At 52.6% G+C, this 16,834-nt stretch carries 14 protein-coding genes; 11 read left to right on the top strand and 3 right to left on the bottom strand.

Annotated elements, in window-relative coordinates:
* Positions 1–3 precede the first annotated feature (3 nt).
* From nuoG to IE074_RS13205, 9 genes are read left to right on the top strand one after another with little or no spacing between them, the layout of a single operon-like run.
* Complete coding sequence (nuoG, locus tag IE074_RS13165) at positions 4–2,313, top strand: NADH-quinone oxidoreductase subunit NuoG (protein WP_189385913.1); 2,310 nt, start codon at positions 4–6, stop codon at positions 2,311–2,313.
* Positions 2,313–3,407 (top strand): NADH-quinone oxidoreductase subunit NuoH, encoded by a 1,095-nt coding sequence (nuoH, locus tag IE074_RS13170; protein WP_189385914.1) that lies wholly within the window; start codon positions 2,313–2,315, stop codon positions 3,405–3,407. Before nuoG ends, nuoH begins: the two co-directional genes overlap by 1 nt.
* Positions 3,408–3,421: 14 nt before the next feature.
* A complete protein-coding gene (gene nuoI / locus IE074_RS13175) occupies positions 3,422–3,910 on the top strand; it encodes an NADH-quinone oxidoreductase subunit NuoI (RefSeq protein WP_189385915.1) in 489 nt (162 codons plus the stop codon).
* A gap of 18 nt (positions 3,911–3,928) precedes the next feature.
* Positions 3,929–4,555, top strand: a complete 627-nt coding sequence (locus tag IE074_RS13180; RefSeq protein WP_189385916.1) for an NADH-quinone oxidoreductase subunit J — start codon at positions 3,929–3,931, stop codon at positions 4,553–4,555.
* A complete protein-coding gene (gene nuoK, locus IE074_RS13185) occupies positions 4,552–4,878 on the top strand; it encodes an NADH-quinone oxidoreductase subunit NuoK (RefSeq protein WP_169294050.1) in 327 nt (108 codons plus the stop codon). The genes IE074_RS13180 and nuoK overlap by 4 nt, the downstream gene beginning before the upstream one ends.
* A gap of 13 nt (positions 4,879–4,891) precedes the next feature.
* Positions 4,892–6,901 carry an NADH-quinone oxidoreductase subunit L gene (nuoL, locus tag IE074_RS13190; RefSeq protein ID WP_189385917.1) on the top strand — a complete coding sequence of 670 codons (2,010 nt, stop codon included), beginning with the start codon at positions 4,892–4,894 and terminating at the stop codon, positions 6,899–6,901.
* Between the two features lie 10 nt (positions 6,902–6,911).
* Positions 6,912–8,393, top strand: coding sequence for an NADH-quinone oxidoreductase subunit M (locus IE074_RS13195; protein ID WP_189385918.1), 1,482 nt, complete (start codon positions 6,912–6,914; stop codon positions 8,391–8,393).
* A gap of 9 nt (positions 8,394–8,402) precedes the next feature.
* Positions 8,403–9,887 carry an NADH-quinone oxidoreductase subunit NuoN gene (gene nuoN, locus IE074_RS13200; RefSeq protein ID WP_189385919.1) on the top strand — a complete coding sequence of 495 codons (1,485 nt, stop codon included), beginning with the start codon at positions 8,403–8,405 and terminating at the stop codon, positions 9,885–9,887.
* 10 nt (positions 9,888–9,897) lie between these two features.
* Positions 9,898–10,395 (top strand): DUF2818 family protein, encoded by a 498-nt coding sequence (locus IE074_RS13205; RefSeq protein ID WP_189385920.1) that lies wholly within the window; start codon positions 9,898–9,900, stop codon positions 10,393–10,395.
* A 299-nt stretch (positions 10,396–10,694) separates the two neighbouring features.
* Here IE074_RS13205 and serB read toward each other — a convergent pair whose 3' ends face one another.
* Together serB and mfd are read right to left on the bottom strand one after the other, a co-directional pair.
* A complete protein-coding gene (gene serB / locus IE074_RS13210) occupies positions 10,695–11,558 on the bottom strand; it encodes a phosphoserine phosphatase SerB (protein ID WP_373297824.1) in 864 nt (287 codons plus the stop codon).
* A 40-nt stretch (positions 11,559–11,598) separates the two neighbouring features.
* Positions 11,599–15,033, bottom strand: a complete 3,435-nt coding sequence (gene mfd, locus IE074_RS13215) for a transcription-repair coupling factor (RefSeq protein WP_229794027.1) — start codon at positions 15,031–15,033, stop codon at positions 11,599–11,601.
* A 236-nt stretch (positions 15,034–15,269) separates the two neighbouring features.
* On the opposite strand from mfd, the gene ispD reads away from it, so the two are divergent.
* Both ispD and ispF read left to right on the top strand, forming a co-directional pair.
* Entirely contained in the window at positions 15,270–15,968 is a 699-nt protein-coding gene (gene ispD, locus IE074_RS13220; RefSeq protein WP_189385922.1) for a 2-C-methyl-D-erythritol 4-phosphate cytidylyltransferase, read from the top strand.
* Between the two features lie 140 nt (positions 15,969–16,108).
* On the top strand, positions 16,109–16,594 hold the full coding sequence (ispF, locus tag IE074_RS13225) for a 2-C-methyl-D-erythritol 2,4-cyclodiphosphate synthase (RefSeq protein ID WP_189385923.1): 486 nt from the start codon (positions 16,109–16,111) through the stop codon (positions 16,592–16,594).
* A 164-nt stretch (positions 16,595–16,758) separates the two neighbouring features.
* On the opposite strand, the gene IE074_RS13230 is transcribed toward ispF, so the two are convergent.
* Positions 16,759–16,834 (bottom strand): IS3 family transposase (locus IE074_RS13230; RefSeq protein ID WP_189384488.1); only part of this gene is annotated, 76 nt, incomplete at its 5' end.

A 16,834-nucleotide genomic window follows, 5' to 3' on the forward strand; every position in this document is an offset into this window, starting at 1 on the left:
GCAATGGTTGAACTTACCATAGACGGCAAACCCGTATCAGTCCCTGAAGGCAGCATGGTTATGCACGCCGCCCAGGAACTGGGGGTCTACGTGCCGCATTTCTGTTATCACAAAAAACTGTCAATTGCAGCCAGCTGCCGCATGTGCCTGGTTGAAGTGGAAAAAGCGCCCAAAGCCTTGCCGGCATGTGCCACACCGGTTACCCAGGGCATGGTTGTCCATACCTGTTCGGCCAAGGCGATTGCCGCACAAAAGGCAGTCATGGAATTCCTGCTGATCAACCACCCCCTTGATTGCCCCATTTGCGATCAGGGCGGAGAGTGCCAGCTGCAGGACTTGTCGGTGGGCTACGGCCAGTCCGAGTCCCGCTACAAAGAAGAAAAACGCGTGGTTTTCCATAAAGACGTGGGTCCCCTGATTTCTGCCGAGGAAATGAGCCGCTGCATTCACTGCACGCGTTGTGTCCGTTTTGGCCAGGAAGTGGGCGGTATTATGGAACTGGGCATGGTTGGCCGTGGCGAACATGCTGAAATCACCACTTTTGTTGGCAAGTCCATCGAATCCGAACTTTCCGGCAACATGATTGATGTCTGCCCGGTAGGCGCACTTACCTCCAGGCCTTTCCGTTACACGGCCCGTACCTGGGAACTGGCCCGTCGCCGTTCGGTCAGCCCGCACGATAGCGTCGGCAGCAACCTGGTGGTTCAGGTCAAAGGCGACAACGTCATGCGTGTGGTTCCTTTCGAAAATGAAGAAGTGAACGAATGCTGGATTACCGACAAAGACCGCTGGTCTTATGAAGGCCTGAACAGCGAAGACCGCCTGCAAACCCCCATGATCAAGGGTGACGATAACGTCTGGCGCGAGGCTTCCTGGAATGACGCTTTAACGGCAGCGGCACAAACACTGGGCCGTATCAACGAAACCCAGGGTATTGGTCAGATCGGTGCCTTGGCAACCGAATATGCCACTGTTGAAGAACTGGCTCTGCTGGGACGTCTGGTGCGTGGTCTGGGTTCCGAACACATTGATTTTCGCCTGCGCCAGAACGATGCCAATTTTGAAGCCGCATTAAACGGTGTGCCATGGCTGGGCATGCCCATTGCCGAACTCAACAATCTTGATCGGGTTCTGGTGGTGGGATCATCCCTGCGCAAAGATCATCCTTTGTTTGCACAACGCCTGCGTCAGGCCGCCAAGCAGGGCACACAAATCGTGTTCATCGACAGCTTTGGCGATAATCCGCTGTTCCCGCTTGCCGCACGTCTTACCGTGGCGCCCAGCCAACTGGCCGCTACGCTGGCCAGGCTTGGCAACGCGCTGGCCGCCCAAAAAGAGGGTGCACAGGCCGATGAAAAAGATCCTGTCCAGAAAATTGCCGCAATTCTGGCAAGCGGCAGCAATAGTGCGGTACTGTTGGGCAATACAGCTGTTTCAGCGCCCGATGCCGCCAATATTGCCGCTCATGCACAAGTGGTTGCCAACGGTATTAACGCAAAACTGGGCTTTTTAACCGCCGGTGCCAATACGGTGGGTGGTTATCTGGCTGGTGCCGTCGCCAAAGAAAATGGCATGAATCTGCCCAAGATGCTGCAAAATCCGCTGAAGGCATTTATTGTGCTGCACGCCGAACCCAAACTTGACTGCGACAATGGGGTCAAGGCCCAGGAAATGCTGGCCAATGCATTCTCCATTGCCCTGACACCTTACAAGTCAGCCGCCCTGGATTGGGCCCGTATCATGTTGCCGGTGGCACCGTTCACCGAAACCTCCGGTACGTTTGTCAATGCCGAAGGCAGGGCCCAAAGCTTCAAGGGCGTAGTTGCCGGAAAAGGCCAAAGCCGCCCAGGCTGGAAAGTGCTGCGTGTATTGGGTAATATCCTGAAGCTGTCAGACTTTGAAGACGAAACCTCCGAAACCATTCGTGATGCAGTACTGCAGAATGGCTACATTTCCCGACTGGATAACAAAGTCGTTGCCGCGCCCAAGGCGTCTGCCGTGGCACCGGTTGGCCTTGAACGTGTGGCTGATGTGCCTATCTATCGCACCGATGCGATTGTTCGTCGTGCCGAATCCTTGCAGCAGTCTCCGGCAAGTGCTGCCCCCAGGGCCCGCATGAATGCGGAAACCATGGGCGCTTTGGCACTGTTGGATGGTAATCAGGTAAAAGTGAAATCTGCCAGTGGCGAAGTGACGCTTGACGTCCAGCAAGACGACACGCTGGCTAACAATACCGTGCGTATTTCCCACGCATTCGAACAAACAGCAGCATTGGGTAGTGCCTTTGCTCAACTTACTGTGGAGCGCGTCTAATGGATATCTGGTCTTGGTTCACTGATGGCGTTGCCGCATTTGATGCCTGGGGCGCTGGCCTGATCGGTGCAACACCGTGGCTGGTGGTGTGGTCAATTCTCAAAATCCTGATTATTGCCCTGCCAATCATTATCTGTGTGGCTTTCCTGACTTTGTGGGAACGCCGCATGATTGGTTATATGCACATTCGCCGTGGCCCCAACCGTGTGGGTCCTGGCGGGTTGTTGCAGCCTTTTGCAGACGTGTTCAAGCTGCTTACCAAAGAGGTTATTGTTCCCGAAAAAGCCAACAGGGTGCTTTATATTCTGGCACCTGTAATGACTTTGCTGCCAGCACTGGCAGCATGGGCCGTCATTCCTTTTGGTCCCGAAACCGTACTGGCAAACGTGAATGCCGGCTTGCTGTATGTGATGGCAATTACCTCGCTGGGTGTTTACGGCGTGATTATCGCGGGCTGGTCATCCAACTCCAAATATCCATTCCTGGGTGCCATGCGTGCTTCAGCGCAAATGATTTCCTATGAACTGGGCATGGGTGTCGTGCTGGTTACCGTGCTGCTGGTATCAGGTACCTTAAACATGAATGGTATTGTGCAGGGCCAGTTGAATGGGTGGTTTGCCGATCGTGGCCTGAATTTCCTGTCATGGAACTGGTTGCCCCTGTTGCCCCTGTTTGTGGTGTATGTCATTTCAATTGTGGCTGAAACCTGCCGTCATCCATTCGACGTGGTCGAGGGGGAGTCTGAAATTGTGGCCGGTCATATGGTGGAATACTCCGGTATGGGTTTTGCCATGTTCTTCCTGGCCGAATACGCCAACATGATCCTGTTGTCAGCCATGGCTTCCATCATGTTCCTGGGCGGCTGGTCATCTCCCCTTGATTTTGCCCCGTTTAACTGGGTGCCAGGCTGGTTGTGGCTGGGTCTTAAAACATTCGTTGTCGTGTCCTTCTTTATTTGGTTCCGGGCTTCGTTTCCCCGCTATCGTTACGACCAGATCATGCGTCTGGGCTGGAAGATATTCCTTCCGTTAACGGGTGTGTGGTTCCTGATTGTTGCCATCTGGATGCAGACACCGTTCAATATTTGGAAATAGGCTAGAAGAAAATTATGAGTGCTATTAAAGATTTCTTCGGCAGTTTCATGCTGACCGAGATGTTAAAGGGAATGGCCCTGACCGGCAGGTATTTCTTCAAGCGCAAGATTACACTGCGTTATCCTCACGAGAAAACGCCCATGTCTCCGCGTTTTCGGGGTTTGCATGCTTTGCGCCGTTATCCCAACGGTGAAGAGCGTTGCATTGCCTGTAAGCTTTGCGAGGCAGTGTGTCCTGCCATGGCCATTACCATTGAATCCGAAGAGCGTGACGATGGAACACGTCGCACCACGCGCTACGATATTGACTTAACCAAATGTATCTTTTGCGGTTTTTGTGAAGAAAGCTGCCCGGTAGATTCCATCGTGGAAACCCATATCCACGAATATCACGGTGAAAAGCGGGGTGATCTGTATTTCACCAAAGATATGTTGCTTGCAGTAGGTGACCAATATGAATCCGAGATCGCTGCACGTCGTGCAACCGATGCACCATACAGATAATCGGCAGGTGAGCAAACTATGACTTTTACGACTGTTTTGTTCTATATTCTGGCCGCTATCCTGGTGGTGGCCGGTACACGGGTGATTACCGCGCGCAGTCCGGTGACGGCGGTGCTGCACCTGATCCTGTCATTCGTTACCGCATCATTGCTGTGGATCCTGATTGGTGCCGAGTTCCTTGGACTGTTGCTAATCGTGGTATACGTTGGCGCGGTGATGGTCATGTTCCTGTTTGTGGTCATGATGATTGACGTGGTGCCCGAATCGTTGCGTGCCGGCTTCCGTACTTACCTGCCCCTGGGCCTGGTGGTGGGCGGCATTATGGTTCTGGAAATTGCCTTTGTGCTGGGTACGGTGTACTACGGCTCGGGTGATCCGGTTGCCTTGCCCGATTCCTATAACAACACGCTCGAGCTGGGTGTGGCAATGTATAGCGAGTATTCGTTCCCGATTCAGGTGGGTGGGCTGGTTCTGCTGGTTGGCATGATTTCAGCCATTGCACTTACCCTGCGTGAACGTCGCAATAGAAAATACGTTGTTGCCAGTGATCAGCTGCATGTCAATGCCGCTGACCGCGTAAGACTTGTCAGCATGAAATCTGAAAAAGAAGAAGCTGCGCCAGTAAAAGAAGGGGATTCAGAATGACGCTAACTTTGGCACATTATCTGATTTTGGGGGCAATCATGTTTGCCCTGGGTGTATTTGGTGTTTTTCTGAATCGCCGTAATCTTATTAGTCTGTTGATGTCCATCGAGCTTATGCTGTTGTCGGTGAATATCAATTTCGTGGCATTTTCCATGTGGAACCCGGGTGCCAACGGCCTGCCCGAAACCTCAGGACAGATCTTCGTGTTCTTCATCCTGACCGTTGCCGCCGCCGAGGCCGCAATCGGACTGGCTATCCTGGTCCTGTTGTTCCGCAGAATCAATTCCATTAATGTTGACGACGTCGGTCGTTTGAAAGGGTAAGGGGAATTACAGCATGACACCAACATTCTCTAGTGCCTTTTTACTGCTGATCGCTTTGGCGCCTCTTGCAGGTGCCCTCATTACCGGTCTGTTTGGCACAGGATTCTTCGGACGTTCGGTCAGTCGCAGGGGTGCGCATAGCCTGACGATCCTGCTTGTTGCCATTTCTTTCCTTGGCTCGCTTTATGCCTTGTATGAAGTGGCCGTTAACGGTGCCTATTATGACCAGGCTATTTATACCTGGACCCTGGTTGGCACCAAGGTGTTTGAAGTCGGCTTCCTGGTTGACCCCTTAACCGCCCTTATGATGGTGGTGGTCACTTCCGTTTCGCTTATGGTGCATATTTATACCATTGGCTATATGGTTGATGATCCGGGTTACCAGCGCTTCTTTTCCTACATCTCATTGTTTACGTTCTCAATGCTGATGCTGGTCATGTCCAACAACATGCTGCAGCTGTTCTTTGGATGGGAAGCTGTGGGCCTGGTTTCTTACCTGCTGATCGGTTTCTGGTTTACCCGCGACACCGCCGTTTTCGCCAACATGAAAGCGTTTATCATGAACCGTGTGGGTGACTTCGGTTTTGTTCTGGGTATTGGCCTGTTGTTTGCCTATACCGGCTCCATGCGCTATTCAGAAATTTTCGCTCAGGCAGATTCCCTGGATGTCCTGATTTTCCCGGGTACCGACTGGAAACTGCTCACGGTTGCATGTATCTGCCTGTTCATTGGCGCCATGGGTAAATCTGCCCAGGTACCTTTGCACTCCTGGCTACCCGATTCCATGGAAGGTCCTACCCCCATTTCCGCCCTGATTCACGCGGCGACCATGGTGACTGCCGGTATCTTTATGGTTGCCCGTTTCTCCCCATTGTTCGAGCTGTCTTCTACCGCCTTGTCATTCATTATCGTGATTGGCAGTATCGGTGCGCTGTTCCTGGGTATTTTGGGTATTATCCAAACCGATATCAAACGTGTGGTGGCCTACTCAACCCTGTCACAACTGGGTTACATGACCGTCGCACTGGGTGCCTCGGCCTATTCGGTAGCGGTTTTCCACCTGATGACGCACGCTTTCTTCAAGGCACTGTTGTTCCTTGGTGCCGGTTCCGTCATTATTGGCATGCATCATGACCAGGACATCCGTAACATGGGTGGACTGCGTAAATACATGCCCATTACCTGGATTACCTTCCTGATTGGCACGCTGTCGCTGGTGGGTACACCGTTCTTCTCCGGTTTCTATTCCAAAGAGCACGTGATCGAAGCGGCCGGACTGGCCAATGTGTGGGGTGCCAATTTTGCTTATTGGTCTACGCTCATTGGTGTGTTTGTCACTTCACTGTATTCATTCCGTCTTTACTTCCTGGTTTTCCATGGAAAAGAGCGTTTTGATACCAAGCCTGCACAAGGTAAAAAACATGATGACCATGGCCATCACGGTGGTGTGCCACACGAGTCTCCATGGGTGGTTACCTTGCCCCTGATCCTGTTGGCAATTCCATCCGTCTTTGTGGGCGCATGGGCCATTGATCCAATGCTGTTCAAAGGGTTCTTTGGTGATTCCATCGTGGTTGCCGCCGACCATCCTGCCATGGCAGAACTGGCCAGCACCTACCACGGCTGGGTTGCTTATGGCCTGCATGCTTTCCAAACGGCTCCGTTCTGGCTGATGATTGCCGGTCTGGTTACCGCCTGGTATTGCTATATCGTTAACCCCAAGCTTCCGGCCAAGGTGTATCAGGCATTTTCCGGCATCAACCGTATTCTGGAAAACAAATACTATGCAGACTGGTTCAATGAAAACGTGATTGCCCGCGCCGTCCGTGGCCTGGGTGGCGTTTTCTGGAAAGTGGGCGATAAAGGTATTATTGATGGCGCAATTATTGGTGGAAGTACAAGGCTGGTAGGCTGGATTGCCGCCGTCAGCCGCTACCTGCAGTCCGGCTATATCTATCACTACGCGTTTGCGATGATTGCTGGCGTGATTGCATTAATTACTTTCTTTGTGCTGGTAAACTAAGATGGGCGAAATGACTACTACTATTCCTTGGCTTTCCTTGTCGATATTCGTGCCAATTGTTGCGGGTATACTGGTCTTGATATTCGGTCGTGATGACCGTGCCGACTATACTCGCAAGATGGCTCTGGTTGGCGCTATCGTCAGTTTTCTGGTTACCCTGCCAATTTATTTCGGGTTTGACTCATCAACGGCAAATATGCAGTTCGTTGAGAATATTTCCTGGATTGCGGCATTCAACGCTTCCTACCATTTAGGGGTTGACGGCATTTCCATCTGGTTTGTGCTGCTCACCGCTTTCATCACCATCATTGTGGTGCTGGCCGGCTGGGAAGTCATTACCAATCGTATTGCCCAATACATGGCCGCCTTCCTGATTTTGTCAGGTCTTATGGTGGGTGTGTTTGTGGCACTCGATGGCTTGCTGTTCTACGTGTTCTTCGAGGCAACCCTGATACCGATGTATATCATTATTGGTGTCTGGGGTGGACCCAACCGCGTTTATGCCGCTTTCAAGTTCTTCCTGTATACCTTGCTGGGTTCACTGCTTACCCTGATTGCATTCATCTATCTGTATACCGTTACCGGTACATTTGATATTGCCGCCTGGCAGGCTGCAAAACTGGGTTACACACCGCAGGTGCTTATCTTTATTGCCCTGTTTGCCGCTTTTGCCGTGAAGGTCCCCATGTGGCCGGTTCATACCTGGTTGCCCGATGCTCACGTAGAGGCACCTACCGGTGGTTCCATTGTGCTGGCAGCCATCATGCTGAAGCTGGGTGCTTACGGTTTCCTGCGCTTTTCCTTGCCGATTGCCCCTGATGCCTCACAAAGCCTTTCTGGCATCATGATTGCCCTGTCCCTGATTGCGGTTATCTATATTGGTCTGGTTGCGATTGTTCAGGATGACATGAAAAAACTGGTGGCTTATTCATCGGTTGCCCACATGGGTTTTGTCACTCTGGGTTTTTTCATGTTCAACGTTACCGGCCTTGAGGGTGCGGTGGTTCAGATGATTTCACACGGTTTCGTTTCTGGTGCCATGTTCATGTGTATCGGGGTGCTGTATGACCGCGTCCATAGTCGCCAGATTTCCGATTACGGTGGCGTGGTCAATGTCATGCCCAAATTCGTGACCTTCTTTGTGCTGTTTTCCATGGCGAATGCCGGCCTGCCAGCCACCAGCGGTTTTATTGGCGAGTTCCTGGTTATCCTGGGTGCCGTTGAATACAACTTCTGGATTGGTTTGCTGACCGCAACCGCGCTGTTATGGGGTGCATCTTACTCCCTCTGGATGGTCAAGCGTGTGGCTTATGGCGAAATCAAACATGACCATGTCCGTGAATTGAAAGACATCAATTGCCGCGAATTCCTGATTCTGGGCTTGCTGGCTGTTTTTGTGCTGTACATGGGTATTCATCCGAAACCCTTCACCGATGTGATGCACGTTTCTCTCCAACAATTGTTGGAGCATGTTGCAATTTCTAAACTGTAAGTCTGGACAATGATGGAAAATCAATTTAATTTTGCACTCGCCTTGCCGGAGATTACATTAAGTGTTCTGGCAACGCTGATCCTGCTTGTGGATGTGTTCATTCCCTCCAAAAACAGGTCACTTACCTATATTCTCTCGCTGGGCGCACTGGTCATTGTCACTTTGGTGTCGCTGTACCAGTGGAATGCCGGTGTGGCTGGCCATACTTTCTATGGCCACTACGTTACCGATCCCCTTGCTCACCTCATGAAAGTGGCTTCATACCTGGCGGTCATGGTGACACTGGTATACAGCCGTCAATACGTGATTGATCGTGACATGGTCAAGGGTGGCGAGCTTTACTCGCTTACCCTGTTTGCCCTGGTGGGGCAAATGGTCATGATTTCAGCCTCCAGCATGCTGACCATTTATCTGGGTCTTGAGCTTATGTCGCTGGCCCTGTATGCGCTGGTTGCCGTGCGTCGTGATTCACTCGTTGCGGTTGAGTCCGCCATGAAATACTTCGTGCTGGGTTCCCTGGCATCCGGTTTCATGCTGTATGGTATTTCCATGGTTTATGGTGCAACCGGTCATATCGACCTGGCAGGTGTTGCCCAGGTCATCAAGGCCGGTAATGTCAGCTACATGGCCATGGTGCTGGGCACGGTGTTTGTGGTTTGCGGCCTGGCGTTCAAGCTGGGTGCCGTGCCATTCCACATGTGGCTCCCCGATGTCTACATGGGTGCGCCTACCGCGATTACCCTTACCATTGGTGCCGCACCCAAACTGGCAGCGCTGGCCATGGTGTTCCGCTTCCTGGTTGAGGGTTTGCACGGTGTTGCCGAAAGCTGGCAGCAAATGCTGGTGATCCTGGCTGTGCTGTCACTGGCCATTGGTAACCTGACAGCCATCATGCAAACCAACTTCAAGCGTATGCTGGCTTATTCAACCATTTCACATGTGGGTTTTGTGCTGCTGGGCCTGTTGTCTGGCGTGAATGCGAATGGCTCTCTGGCGATTGGTGCTTACGGTTCAGCCCTGTTTTACATGATTACCTATGTGTTAACCACGCTGGCCAGCTTTGGCATTATCCTGTTGCTCAGTCGTCAGGGTTTTGAGTGCGAGGAAATCAGTGACCTGAAAGGTCTTAACCGTCGCAGTCCAATGATGGCGTTTGGTGTGCTTGTCCTGATGTTCTCACTGGCAGGTATTCCTCCGCTGGTTGGCTTTTATGCAAAACTGGTTGTCTTGCAGTCAGCCATTGCCGCCGGTCACTTGTATCTGGCAGTCATTGCCATTCTGTTCTCGTTAATTGGTGCCTACTACTACCTGCGTGTGGTCAAGGTCATGTATTTTGACGAACCCGCAGCCGATGCGCCGGTTATTGGCAACCAGCTGACTTTCCGTAGCGGTGTCATGTCTGTAAACGGTTTGCTTATTATTCTGCTGGGTATTTTGCCCGGTGGATTAATGACCTTGTGTGTACAGGTTATTGACGCTTCACTGAAATTCTAGGGTATTACATATGTTTCCTGCTTCTTCCATCTGGTTACTGATTCTTCTGGCTTTTGCCACGGCATTGTTGCCATTTCTCACTGAAAGGGCTTTTGCTTTCGTACCGTGGAAGCAGCAGGGTGAGCCAGATAAAAATGGCCTGTTTTACTTCTTGCGGGCCTTGTTGGCATATGTGGCGGTAGGGGCGGGTTGTTATTTGCTGTCACGACCTGCCTCAGATACCCTGATGCTGGCAGCAGGAGCAGCCTTGATACTGTGTGGCGTTTATCTGCCAGGGCAGGTAATGGCCCAAAGTCTTAAAGTCAAAACCTTTGTAAACCGGCTTATTGAAGTGACCGTGTTTTTCTTTGTGGTGGCTGCGGTAGGTTTTGCGCTAGAGGCTTACTATACCAACCCGATTGTTCAGGGCTGGGAGTTTTGGGCTATATTTGCCTGTTTGTATGTCGTGATGGCATACCCGGGGTTTGTGTTCCGGCATTTATTGCGGCACCCCAAAAAACACGTTTAAGATTGTGATATACGGAAGTATTTCATGAAAAAGCCTGGTTATGCAAATAGCCAGGCTTTTTTAGTACAAAACGGAACTTGCCGTGTACCCTATCATAATAATTAGGGTGAGGCCAAAGCCAGGATTTTGGGTTTGTGATGAAACGGGATAGGCTGGGGTAGTGGCTTCGGCTTCGTTATAAAGCGGGGTATTGCCCCTATTGGTGTTGCTCCAACCGCCCTGCGGGCAGAATCGCACCCCCAATAGGGGGGCAATACCCCTTATACCTGTTTAAGGAAACCAGCGTATAACGAGGTGCTTCACGCATCCTGCTTAAAATAATTCAGCACCGCATCCAGCCCCGAATAATTGATACTGAACGCCGCCTGTTCCTGCACCACCGGTTTGGCACGGTAAGCCACCGAATAAGCCGCATGCCCCATCATGATCAAATCATTGGCCCCATCGCCCATGGCAATGCATTGCTCGGGCAGGGCGTTTTCTTTTTCGGCCAGTGCTTTCAGGAAATTGGCCTTGGCCTGGCCATCCACAATATCCCCCAGCACACGACCGGTTAACAGGCCGTTTTCAATTTCCAGGGTATTGGCGTGAATTTCATCAAGCCCCAGCCGCTTCTGCAACCGTTCGGTAAAGAATGTGAAACCACCGGAAACCAGCAACACTTTCAGGCCGGCCGCTTGCGCACCCTGGACCAGTTTTTCCGCCCCGGGATTCAGGCGCAAGCGCTCTTCATACACCTTTTCAAGCGCACTGGCCGGTACACCTTCCAGCAAAGCCACCCGACGACGCAGGCTTTCTGAAAAGTCTTTAATCTCACCCCGCATGGCGGCTTCGGTAATGGCCGATACCTGTTGCTTGCGTCCGGCCATATCGGCAATTTCGTCAATGCACTCAATGTTGATCAGGGTAGAATCCATATCCATGGCCAGCACTTTCATGTCGGTCAGGGGCTTATAGTTATTGATAAAGGCGGTATCCACCCGGTTGCTGGTTGCCCATTGCATGATTTCTTGCCGGGAGGCAGGGTCTACATCAATCAGGCGTGCGGCGCAGCTGTTGATGTGATGAATGCCGTTGGCGTTTGAAATGGCAGCGGCATGTTCAACAAGCGTGCCAAGAATGCTTGAGGTTTGCAATATCAGGTGTGTGGTCATTGTATACATTGGTTTATGCTTGAATAGTATTCGGGATATGGTTAAACGGTCAGGATAAGGATTTAAGCAGCTGGCGTACCGCATTCACGCGCTGGTTGATATCGGGCATTTTAGCCAGTTCCATGCGCAGTTTGTCGGCTCCGCTAAAGCGGATGTCTTTTTGTTTCTGTACCAGCTCTATCATGCGAAGCGGGTCTATATTGGCTTTGGGGCCAAAATTCAGCATGGCCTGTTCATCGCTAATATCAAGGCGGATAATACCCAGGGGTTCGGCCAGAATGCGCAGCCGGTGGGTGGTTATCAGCATGACGGCAGGTTCAGGCAGTTTGCCAAAACGGTCAATCAGTTCTTCCTGTATGCTTAGCAGCTCGTCTTCGTTCCTGGCATGTGACAGGCGCTTGTAAATGGACAGGCGGGCATGCACGTCACCACAGTAATCCGAAGGCAGCAGGGCGGAAGTATGCAGCTTGACTTCACAGACCGGCGCAAAGGGCGACTCCAGATCAGGTTCTTCACCGGCTTTCAGGGCGCGTACTGCTTCGTTCAGCATGTCGGTATACATGGAGAAGCCAATTTCATGGATATTGCCCGATTGTGATTCGCCCAGCACTTCACCGGTGCCACGAATTTCCAGGTCGTGCATGGCCAGGAAAAAGCCCGAACCCAGCTCTTCCATGGACTGGATCGCTTCAAGGCGTTTTTTGGCATTGCTGGTAATGGCGTCTTCGCCCGGGGTTAACAAATAGGCATAGGCCTGGTGGTGCGAACGGCCAACCCGGCCGCGCAGCTGGTGCAGCTGGGCCAGGCCCAGACGGTCGGCACGATGAATAATAATCGTGTTGGCACTGGGTACGTCAATCCCGGTTTCAATAATGGTGGTGCACAGCAGCACATTGAAACGCTGCTGGTAGAAACCTTTCATGACTTCTTCCAGTTCGCGCTCGGGCATTTGGCCATGAGCCACGGCAATACGGGCTTCGGGCACCAGTTCTTGCAGGCGTGCCTTGCGGTTGTTGATGGTTTCCACTTCATTGTGCAAAAAGTAAACCTGTCCGCCACGTTTGAGTTCACGCAGCACGGCTTCCCGAATGGTGCTGCCGTCTTCACGGCGTACAAAGGTTTTGATGGCCAGCCGTTTTTGCGGGGCAGTGGCAATCACTGAAAAGTCGCGGATGCCTTCCAGTGACATGCCCAGGGTACGGGGAATCGGGGTGGCGGTAAGCGTTAATACATCCACTTCAGCCCGCAGTGCTTTCAGGGCCTCTTTCTGGCGCACGCCAAAGCGGTGTTCTTCATCAATGATTACCAGGCCCAGTTGCTTGAACTGCACGTCTTTGGAAAGGATTTTGTGGGTGCCGATCACAATATCTACTGTTCCTTTGGCAATGCCTTCAATGGTGGCGGCCACTTCTTTGCCCGACCTGAAGCGTGACAGTTCGGCCACGTTTACGGGCCAGTCGGCAAAGCGGTCGGCAAAGGTTTGGGCGTGCTGCTCGGCCAGCAGGGTGGTGGGGCACAGCAAGGCCACCTGTTTGCCATTGGCCACGCTCAGGAAGGCGGCGCGCAGGGCCACTTCGGTTTTGCCAAAGCCCACATCACCGCAAACAAGCCGGTCCATGGGTTTTCCTGAGGTCATGTCGTTAATGACGGCTTCAATGGCAGCGGCCTGGTCGGCGGTTTCCTCAAAACCAAAACCTTCCACAAAACTTTGGTAGTCGCTAAAGGGCAGCTTGAACGAGTAGCCCTGGCGTGCAGCCCGCTGCGCATACAGATTAAGCAGCTCGGCAGCGGCATCACGGATTTGTTTGGCGGCTTTTTTGCGGGCCTTGTCCCACTGGCCCGAGCCCAGCTGGTGCAGGGGCGCCTGTTCGGGGTCGGCACCACTATAGCGCGCAATGACGTGTAATTGTGAAACCGGCACATACAGGGTGCTTTTGTTGGCGTATTCCAGGTGCAGCAGTTCTACATCGCCTTCGCCCAGGTCCATATTGACCAGACCATGGTAGCGACCAATGCCGTACTGGACATGCACCACCGGGTCACCTGCACGCAGTTCCGACAGGTCGCGCACCATGGCGTCAACATCACTGCTGCGTTCCTGCTGCTTGCGGCGGCGCTGGGTGTAGGTGGCCGTGCCGGGGTACAGGTCGTTTTCGGTGAGCAGGGCAAAGTTAAGGTGCTTAACCAGAAAACCGGTATTGATGGGGGCCACCACCATGCCAAAGCGGACATCGGATTCAATGAATGCGTGAATGCTTTCCAGATGGGTGTCGGGGGCCAGTTTGTGTTCTTGCAGCATTTGCAGAAGGGTTTCCCGGCGACCGGCAGAATCGGCGCACAGCAGGATTTTATGTTGCTGCTCAAGCACCATTTGCTGCAGTTTGGCAAAAGGTTGTTCGGCACGGCGGGCAACCGCTACATTGGGCGCAGGGGTAATTTCCTCTGAGGCCTGTTTGCTGTCCAGGTTAAGGCGGGCAAAATTTTTGAACTGGTTGTAAATCTGGTCTCGCGACAGGAACAGTTGTTCGGGCGGCAACACGGGTCGTTCCCGGTCTGACTTGATGAAGTTGTAACGACTGTTGGTGTCGCTGTGAAAGCGCGTAATCGCATCTTCCAGATCACCCAGGGTGACCGTGATGGTTTCAGGCTTCAAGTAATTGAACAGGGTGGCGGTTTCATCAAAAAACAGCGGCAGGTAGTATTCAATTCCTGCAAAGGCAATGCCGTTACCCACGTCTTTATAAGGCAGGCAGCGCGAAGGGTCACCTTCAAACACTTCCCGAAAGCGCGAGCGGAACCGTGTGCGGGCGTCTTCATCCATGGGAAATTCACGGCCGGGCAACAGTTGTATGTCATTAACCGGGTAGAGGCTGCGCTGGGTGTCAATGTCAAAACTGCGGATGGAATCTATTTCATCATCGAAAAGGTCTATCCGGTAGGGCACCACCGAACCCATGGGGAACAGGTCGATTAAGCTGCCCCGTATGCAGAACTCGCCGGCGGCGGTTACCTGGGTAACATGAGTGTAGTTGGCCAGCATGAGCTGTTCACGCAGGGCAGACTCATTCACGCGATCGCCTTTTTTGAATGAAAAGGTGTAGGCAGCCAGAAAAGAGGGGGGCGGTAACCGGTACAGGGCCGTGGTAACCGGCACGGTAAGGATGTCCACCTCTTCAAGCATGAGGGCATGCAGGGTTTTCAGACGCTCTGAAATAAGGTCCTGGTGCGGTGAAAAGCCGTCATAGGGCAGGGTTTCCCAATCGGGTAGCTGGCGTGCCTTTACTTGCGGATTGAAGCGTCTGGTTTCTTCGGCCAGCCGCTGCGCCTGTAAGGGATCGGCGCACAGCACAACAATGGTTTTTTGGGTGGCCCGGGCCAGTTCAGCCAATAGCCAGGCATCTCCCGAGCCGGCCGGGCATGGATGGTTGAATCGTTGGCCGGGCTTCAGGCTGGAAAGCAGTTTGGGTATTGAAGGTAAAGACACAGCAGTCGGAAAATGGGGGTTCAAAGCGTTTATTTTACCAGCGATGTTGTGTGCTTTTAGGGTGAATGCGGTTCCCCGGTTTTTTAGCTGCCGGTGCGCTTCCCGGCAAATTCAGGGCATGAGTGGGGCACGCCTGTCTGGTTTTCAGCCCGGGCAAGGGTGCGGTCATGCAAGTGGTCTTGCGTGTGTAATAATGCTGTTTTTGTATATTGACGGGTTTTTCTGCATTAACAATTATGGATGAAAAAATAATCGCCCTTATTCCTGCCGGTGGTATTGGTGCGCGTGCCCAGGTGGGTGGGCATTCTGGGCCCAAGCAGTATCGGGCAATTAGTGGCGTGCCCATGCTGGTGCATACGGTGAGGGCATTGTTAAACCATGGCGATATCAGTCAGGTGCATATTGGGGTGGCGCCCAATGATGCCTATATTACCGATTGTGTGATGCCAGAATCATCGCGGGTCAGTATTCATCGCAGTGGTGGAGCCAGCCGGGCCGATACGGTGCTTAATACCTTGCTGGCCAGCAAGGCTGCCGATAACGATTGGGTGCTGGTGCACGATGCGGCCCGTCCGGGTTTGCGTGCCGATTCCCTGGCGGCGCTGGTTAAAACCTGCCTGTTGCACGACCGGGGTGGTATTCTGGCAACCCCCGTTCCGGATACGGTTAAAAGGGCGGTGGTGGATAATGGTTTGGATGTGATTGAAAGCACGGTGCCGCGTGACGGCCTGTGGCTGGCACAAACCCCGCAGATGTTCAGGGTTGGTATGTTGCGTGATGCTCTTTTGAAGGCCAAAGCGCAGGGTTTTGAGGTTACCGATGAGGCCTCGGCCATGGAGTATTGCGGGTATTCTCCTTTGCTGGTGAAGGGCAGTCCAGAGAACATGAAAGTGACCTGGCCTGGTGATTTTGACATGATGGCGCATTGGCTATAATGCATGACGGACAAGCGGCTTTATTGAAGGTGCCGCTTGGCTGGAAGGTCCGAATCAGTTTGGTATGGACGGATCTGGCGAAATGGTATGATGCCGGAAAAAAGTTTATATATAAAGCAAAAATTTGAATAGGAAAAGAAATGACAGTACCTTTCAGAGTGGGTCAGGGTTTTGACGTGCATGCGCTGGTTGAGGGCAGGCCTTTGATTCTGGGCGGTGTAACCATACCGCACACGCACGGGCTTAAGGGGCACTCTGATGCCGATGCCCTGTTGCATGCCATTACCGATGCCTTGCTGGGTGCCGCGGGGCTGGGCGATATTGGCCGGCACTTTCCTGATACCGACCCCACTTATAAAGGGGCAGACAGTCGAGTCTTGCTAAGGGCTGCCTATGCAAAGGTACAAGAATCGGGTTGGCAGGCGGTAAACGTGGATGCCACGATTCATGCCCAGGCACCCAAGATCATGCCGCATGCGCCTGCCATGGTGGCCAATATTGCCAGTGATTTGGGCTTGCCGGAAGATTGTGTGAATGTGAAAGGCAAAACCAACGAGCATTTGGGGTATTTGGGCAGAAAAGAAGGGATTGCGGCGACGGTGGTGGTGTTGCTGGCGAAGGGGTGACGGGCAGTGAGTGCCTGGTGGACAGAAGACTATTTTACTCGTTCCCACGCTCTGAACTGACCCCCAATGTTTTACTCGTTCCCACGCTCCTGCGTGGTAACGCCCACGGGTTATGCATTCCCACGCAGGAGTGAAGTGACCCCCAAATGTTGGACGGTTAAAAACTAGGCAGCTAAAACCTGAGTCCGGTATTGTACTGGACTCAGGCCATTTAATTTGAGCTTGATACGCTTGTGATTA

The sequence above is a fragment of the Advenella faeciporci genome (assembly GCF_014652395.1).
Lineage (GTDB): Bacteria > Pseudomonadota > Gammaproteobacteria > Burkholderiales > Burkholderiaceae_B > Advenella > Advenella faeciporci.

What these genes read in the sequence shown, in the direction of transcription:
- IE074_RS13205 (WP_189385920.1), top strand. Translation starts at nt 9,898, where the DNA reads ATGTTTCCTGCTTCTTCCATCTGGTTACTGATTCTTCTGGCTTTTGCC.
- nuoK (WP_169294050.1), top strand. Translation starts at nt 4,552, where the DNA reads ATGACGCTAACTTTGGCACATTATCTGATTTTGGGGGCAATCATGTTT.
- nuoG (WP_189385913.1), top strand. Translation starts at nt 4, where the DNA reads ATGGTTGAACTTACCATAGACGGCAAACCCGTATCAGTCCCTGAAGGC.
- nuoH (WP_189385914.1), top strand. Translation starts at nt 2,313, where the DNA reads ATGGATATCTGGTCTTGGTTCACTGATGGCGTTGCCGCATTTGATGCC.
- nuoI (WP_189385915.1), top strand. Translation starts at nt 3,422, where the DNA reads ATGAGTGCTATTAAAGATTTCTTCGGCAGTTTCATGCTGACCGAGATG.
- nuoL (WP_189385917.1), top strand. Translation starts at nt 4,892, where the DNA reads ATGACACCAACATTCTCTAGTGCCTTTTTACTGCTGATCGCTTTGGCG.
- nuoN (WP_189385919.1), top strand. Translation starts at nt 8,403, where the DNA reads ATGATGGAAAATCAATTTAATTTTGCACTCGCCTTGCCGGAGATTACA.
- ispF (WP_189385923.1), top strand. Translation starts at nt 16,109, where the DNA reads ATGACAGTACCTTTCAGAGTGGGTCAGGGTTTTGACGTGCATGCGCTG.
- ispD (WP_189385922.1), top strand. Translation starts at nt 15,270, where the DNA reads ATGGATGAAAAAATAATCGCCCTTATTCCTGCCGGTGGTATTGGTGCG.
- serB (WP_373297824.1), bottom strand. Translation starts at nt 11,558, where the DNA reads ATGTATACAATGACCACACACCTGATATTGCAAACCTCAAGCATTCTT.
- IE074_RS13180 (WP_189385916.1), top strand. Translation starts at nt 3,929, where the DNA reads ATGACTTTTACGACTGTTTTGTTCTATATTCTGGCCGCTATCCTGGTG.
- IE074_RS13195 (WP_189385918.1), top strand. Translation starts at nt 6,912, where the DNA reads ATGACTACTACTATTCCTTGGCTTTCCTTGTCGATATTCGTGCCAATT.